This window comes from Moorena sp. SIO4E2 (assembly GCF_010671945.1).
Classification (GTDB): domain Bacteria; phylum Cyanobacteriota; class Cyanobacteriia; order Cyanobacteriales; family Coleofasciculaceae; genus Moorena; species Moorena producens.
In genome coordinates this window covers 1-5,537 of record NZ_JAAHIE010000479.1, presented here as the reverse complement: position 1 = coordinate 5,537, position 5,537 = coordinate 1, and the positions used below count along the sequence as shown (strand labels likewise).

General features: G+C 46.5%; 3 protein-coding genes. 1 reads left to right on the top strand and 2 read right to left on the bottom strand.

Going from position 1 to position 5,537, the window contains the following annotated elements:
* The first annotated feature begins 84 nt into the window (after positions 1-84).
* A complete protein-coding gene (locus F6K37_RS30970) occupies positions 85-1,278 on the top strand; it encodes an HhoA/HhoB/HtrA family serine endopeptidase (protein WP_287254369.1) in 1,194 nt (397 codons plus the stop codon).
* 263 nt (positions 1,279-1,541) lie between these two features.
* Here F6K37_RS30970 and F6K37_RS30965 read toward each other — a convergent pair whose 3' ends face one another.
* Both F6K37_RS30965 and dnaK read right to left on the bottom strand, forming a co-directional pair.
* Positions 1,542-2,903 (bottom strand): ATP-binding protein, encoded by a 1,362-nt coding sequence (locus F6K37_RS30965; RefSeq protein ID WP_287254367.1) that lies wholly within the window; start codon positions 2,901-2,903, stop codon positions 1,542-1,544.
* A gap of 641 nt (positions 2,904-3,544) precedes the next feature.
* Positions 3,545-5,455, bottom strand: coding sequence for a molecular chaperone DnaK (dnaK, locus tag F6K37_RS30960; protein WP_008186736.1), 1,911 nt, complete (start codon positions 5,453-5,455; stop codon positions 3,545-3,547).
* Positions 5,456-5,537 lie beyond the last annotated feature (82 nt).

The window sequence follows — 5,537 nt, the reverse complement described above, 5'->3', positions numbered from 1 at the left end:
AATATTCTTCGGCCAACACTTGACATTTTTCAGTAAAGTGTAAGTATATAGACCCCAAAAGCAATTAGTGAAATTACTAGAACCATGAGTTTATCCCTAAAGCAGCTGACCGTTTATCTGACATTGCTGGGCTTGGGCGGAGGTGCAGGGGTTTTGGGTAGTCGCTATCTCATGGCAGAGCAAGAGGTAATCAGACGCCCACAAATCGTTCCAGCAGTATTACAACCATTCACGCCACAACGACCAACGGTTAAACCCCAGAGAAACCTGAATTTCATTGCTAAAGCGGTAGAGAAAGTAGGTCCGGCAGTGGTGAGAATCGATGCAGCCCGTCAGGTATCACGGGATATCCCACAACCGTTCCACAATCCTTTCTTTAGGCGCTTTTTTGGGGATGACCTGCCTATGCCAAAACAGCGCATCGAGCAAGGCACCGGCTCAGGGTTTATCCTCAGCTCCGATGGACGCTTGATTACCAATGCCCACGTTGTAGAAGGCACAGAGGAAGTTAAAGTCACCCTAAAAGACGGTCGCAGCTTTGACGGTCAAGTAGTAGGCACTGACCCAGTCACCGATGTAGCCGTAGTCAAAATTGAAGCAACGGACTTGCCCACAGTCAACTTGGGTAAAGCAGAGAATTTGACCCCAGGAGAATGGGCGATCGCTATTGGTAATCCCCTCGGTTTAGATAATACTGTAACCGTCGGTATCATCAGTGCCTTGGGGCGCTCTAGTTCCCAAGTCGGGGTTCCAGAAAAACGGGTCAGCTTTATCCAAACGGATGCCGCCATTAACCCTGGTAATTCTGGTGGTCCGTTGTTGAATGCCACTGGTGAAGTAGTTGGGATTAACACCGCTATTCGAGCCAATGCCCAAGGCTTAGGGTTTGCTATCCCCGTGGAAACTGCGGAACGGATTGCCAATCAACTATTTTCTAAAGGTAAAGTTGAGCATCCTTACCTAGGCATTCAGATGGTGACCTTGACCCCAGAGTTGAGAGAAAAAATTAATCAAGACCAAGACTTTGACCTGAAAGTCACTCAAGATCATGGGGTTTTAATCGTCCGGGTTGTCCCAGGCTCCCCCGCCCAGAGAGCTGGTTTTAAATCAGGAGATATCATTAAAACCGTTGCGTCGAAACCAGTTAAAAATGCCACTGAGGTTCAGCAGGGTGTGGAAGCCTCTGAAGTTGGCTCCCAGTTAGAGGTGGAAGTGCTTCGTAACGGTAAGACCAAACTAATCGTGGTGCGACCAGGGGCGTTTCCCATGGAAAATTGAAGATAATAGAGGGAGTAGGGAATCGGAACCCACCCCTAACCCCTCCCAGGAGGGGAACGGGAATCGGGAGTCGGGAGTTCGTATTTCGTAGGGTGGGTTAGGCGCGGCCAGGATTTTCAGGGATGACCAATCAGTGTTGCTGCGCGCCGTAACCCACCGTATTCAAATTTAGATCGCAAGTGTGGGCAGTAACTAGGTGGGCAGTAGCTAGCTAAAGGATTAGCAAGCTGAGTTAATCGGTCTGTGTAGTGCCCACCCTACATCTACATCTCTTCACGACTCCCGACTCCCGACTCCCGACTCCCCACTTCCTCTGCTTGTAAAAAATCAACAAACTGTCGTGCTGTTCTACCAGAGAAACCATTGGCTCGGATCGCCCACTGTAAGGCACGACGTCTGATTTCACTAGGCTCAAGGGGGATTTGGGCTAGGGTAGCTAGATGTTGGACAATCTTCAAGTAGGTTTTCTGGTCAGCTTTCTCAAAGGTTAAGGTTAAGCCAAAGCGATCGCTAAACGAAAGTTTCTCGTGAACCGTATCCCAACCATGAACCTCTTCATTGCTAGGACGGGGACGGTCTTCAAAGAATTCTCGAATCAAGTGTCGTCGATTAGAGGTCGCGTAAACCACAACATTGTCAGGTCGTGCTGTTAAATTCCCTTCCAACATTACCTTTAAAGCTTTGTAGGAATCATTATCCTCTTCAAAGGATAAATCATCGATAAAGATAATAAATTTTTGAGGCTGGTCTCGCAATTGCTCGGTAATCACCGGTAAATCGATCATCTCTGATTTCGGGACTTCAATAATTCGCAATCCCCGCTCACCGTATTCATTTAACAACGCCTTGACCAAAGAAGACTTACCTGAACCGCGACTACCGTAAAGTAATACATTCAGGGCTCGGTAGCCTTTCAGCAGAAACTCTGTATTCTTGAGCAATTGCGTCCGCGCCAATTCATAGCCCACCAGCTCACTGAGTCTAATCGGATCTGGATTAGCAATACCAAACAACTGACCTGATTGCCAACGAAACCCCTGATAGTCAGCAAAAAGTCCAGTGCCAAACTCTCGATAGTATGCCGCGATCGCCTCCAAGCCATCAGCCCAATTGTCTAAATTATTTAGTTTAGCTTGTAGATCAGCTTGCCATCGACTACGTTTATCACTCTGGTCAGACCCAGACCTGGATTGACTTGACTCACAATTCCAAGGCACCAGTTCAACTGGTAAAACAGATGCTCTTTTGACCCACTTACAAAGTTGTTTAGTGCTGCACTTATAGATATTTTGTAAAGCTTGTAAGTCATGACGAGCCGCCTCTACCAATGCTGGCGGTAATGTTTCTAATTCAGAACCTTGCACTTGCCTGGTAAAGGAATTATCAGCCCTAAGGATTTGCCTAAACAGATAATATTGCCAACTTTCGTTTTTGCTAGCTAACCCTTGAAACCAGTCACCATAAGCTTTTAAACAACGGATGTCATCCACATCCCTGTTCACTATAGCTTCTAATAGTTTCAAAAAAGCTAAACCTACCCCTTCACTCAATACTGATTGATAAACTAGCAAAGATGCAGCTTGGTAGCGGAGGTTTTGAATTGAATCAATCGTTTGTTTATCCACAATAGGGTTTTCAGTTGGTTAGGGAATCGGGAATCGGGAATCGGGAATCGGGAATCGGGAATTCAGAAGAGGCAATAGGCAATAGGCAAAAGTTGATTTTAGTTTGATGTTTTGATGTTTTAAAAATGTCACCGATAAACTACTTTAAGGATTTACTTTTTTTGCTAAAAATACTGATATCCTCTATTATTAATCAACTTTACTAAGTGACGACTATTGCCTCTAGCATGAATGCCTTTTGTCTAGACTTTAGGTACTAATTTATCATATAGCAATCCGTGTCGTAATTGTGATAATTTTTTCCCTACTTCCGATTCCCGATTCCCTACTCCCTACTCCCTAAAATCCAATAAACAAAAGGTTGATGAGCATTGTATCACTCATCAACCTTGATTAGACTTTGGACAGGGATCAACTAAGGGTTAGGATTCTCTGCCATTAGCTATTAGCCATCTAAGTATTCAGCTATCAGCTATTAGCTATCAGCTATCAGTTATCAGTTATCAGTTTATGAATAAAACAGGTAACCATTTTTTTGATCTGAGTTACGGGACGCTGACCGCTGACCGCTGACCGCTGACCGCTGACCGCTGACCGCACCTCAAGTAGCGTGCGCGTAGCGCATATGCTTACCCAAACCTCTACTTGCTTTCAGAAAACTCAGCGTCAATGACATCATCACCACCAGAGCTACCAGAAGCAGCAGCATCAGGGCCTGGTGTGTCAGCATCGGTAGCCTGAGCAGCCCCCTCAGCTTGTTGATAGAGGTTAGCACTAACACTGTAGAGAGCTTGTTGTAACTCAGGGGTCAGAGTCTTGATTTTCTCATCATCCTCTTGGCCAATTGCCTCTCGCAGGTCTTTGATCAACCCTTCGATCTTCTCCTTATCAGCAGCTGGCAATTTATCATCCAGTTCTTTAATCTGTTTCTCGGCCTGGTAGGTCAGAGAATCAGCTTGGTTCTTACGGTCAATCTTCTCACGACGCTCTTGGTCAGCCTCTGCATTAGCTTCAGCATCTTTCACCATCCGGTCTACTTCCTGATCGGATAGGGTGGACGCACCAGTAATGTTGATCGACTGTTCCTTACCAGTGCCCTTGTCCTTAGCGGTAACATTCAGGATACCGTTGGCATCAATGTCAAAGGTTACCTCAATCTGAGGGACGCCACGGGGTGCAGGGGGAATACCATCCAATCTGAAGGTTCCCAAGCTCTTGTTGTCAGAGGACATTTCCCGCTCACCCTGAAGAACATGGATTTCTACGTTGGTCTGACCATCCACAGCAGTAGAGAAGGTTTCTGACTTCTTGGTGGGGATAGTGGTGTTGCGGGGAATCAGTTTCGTCATCACGCCACCGAGAGTTTCCACACCCAAGGACAAGGGGGTAACATCCAACAGTAGGATATCCTTGACTTCACCAGCCAATACACCACCTTGGATAGCAGCACCTACTGCTACCACTTCATCGGGGTTAACGGTTTGGTTGGGGTCCTTGCCAAGTACCTTCTTGACCACCTCTTGCACTGCAGGGATCCGAGTGGAACCACCAACCAAGACCACCTCATCAATGGCACTCTTGTCGAGTTTGGCATCTTTGATGGCATTCTCTACCGGAATGCGGCAACGGTCGATTAAGTCAGAGCAAATATCTTCAAACTGACCCCTAGTCAAGGTCATATCCAGGTGCTTAGGCCCTTCTTGGGTAGCCGTGATGAAAGGCAAGTTAATGTCAGCTTGCATAACGCTAGACAACTCAATCTTGGCTTTCTCTGCGGCTTCAGTCAGACGTTGTAGAGCTTGCTTGTCCTTACGTAGGTCAATCCCTTCTGCGCTTTGGAACTCTTTGGCTAGGTGATCAACAATTTTCTTATCAAAGTCATCACCACCGAGGTGAGTGTCACCGGAGGTAGCCAACACTTCAAACACCCCGTCGCCTACTTCTAGAATGGAGACGTCAAAGGTACCACCACCCAAGTCAAACACTAGGATAGTTTCGTTGCTCTTCTTGTCTAAACCATAAGCCAGAGAGGCTGCGGTGGGTTCGTTGATAATCCGCAGCACTTCAACCCCAGCAATTTTACCCGCTGCCTTAGTAGCTTGACGCTGGGAGTCATTGAAGTAAGCTGGCACAGTAATTACGGCTTGGGTAACGGTTTCCCCAAGATACTTGCTAGCATCATCAACCAGCTTGCGCAGCACCTGAGCTGATATCTCTTCTGGCGCAAATTGCTTTCCTTGAGCTGGGCAATCTAGCTTGACATTATCACCAACCTTGAGAGTTTTGTAAGATACTTCGGTAGCCTCGTTGGTGACTTCACTGTATCTACGTCCAATGAAGCGTTTGACTGAATAGAAAGTGTTTTCGGGGTTCATCACCGCCTGACGCTTAGCAATTTGACCGACTAAGCGATCGCCATTTTTGGCATAAGCTACGACTGAAGGGGTTGTCCGAAAACCTTCTGCATTAGCAATAACCGTGGGTTTACCACCTTCCATTACTGCTACACAGGAGTTTGTTGTACCTAAGTCAATTCCAACAACTTTTGCCATAAGAGTGTTCCGGGTGCCTATAACTACAAATACTGGTAGGGTAGGAGAGGATTAGAGAATTATCCGTGCCTTTTGGTTCAAG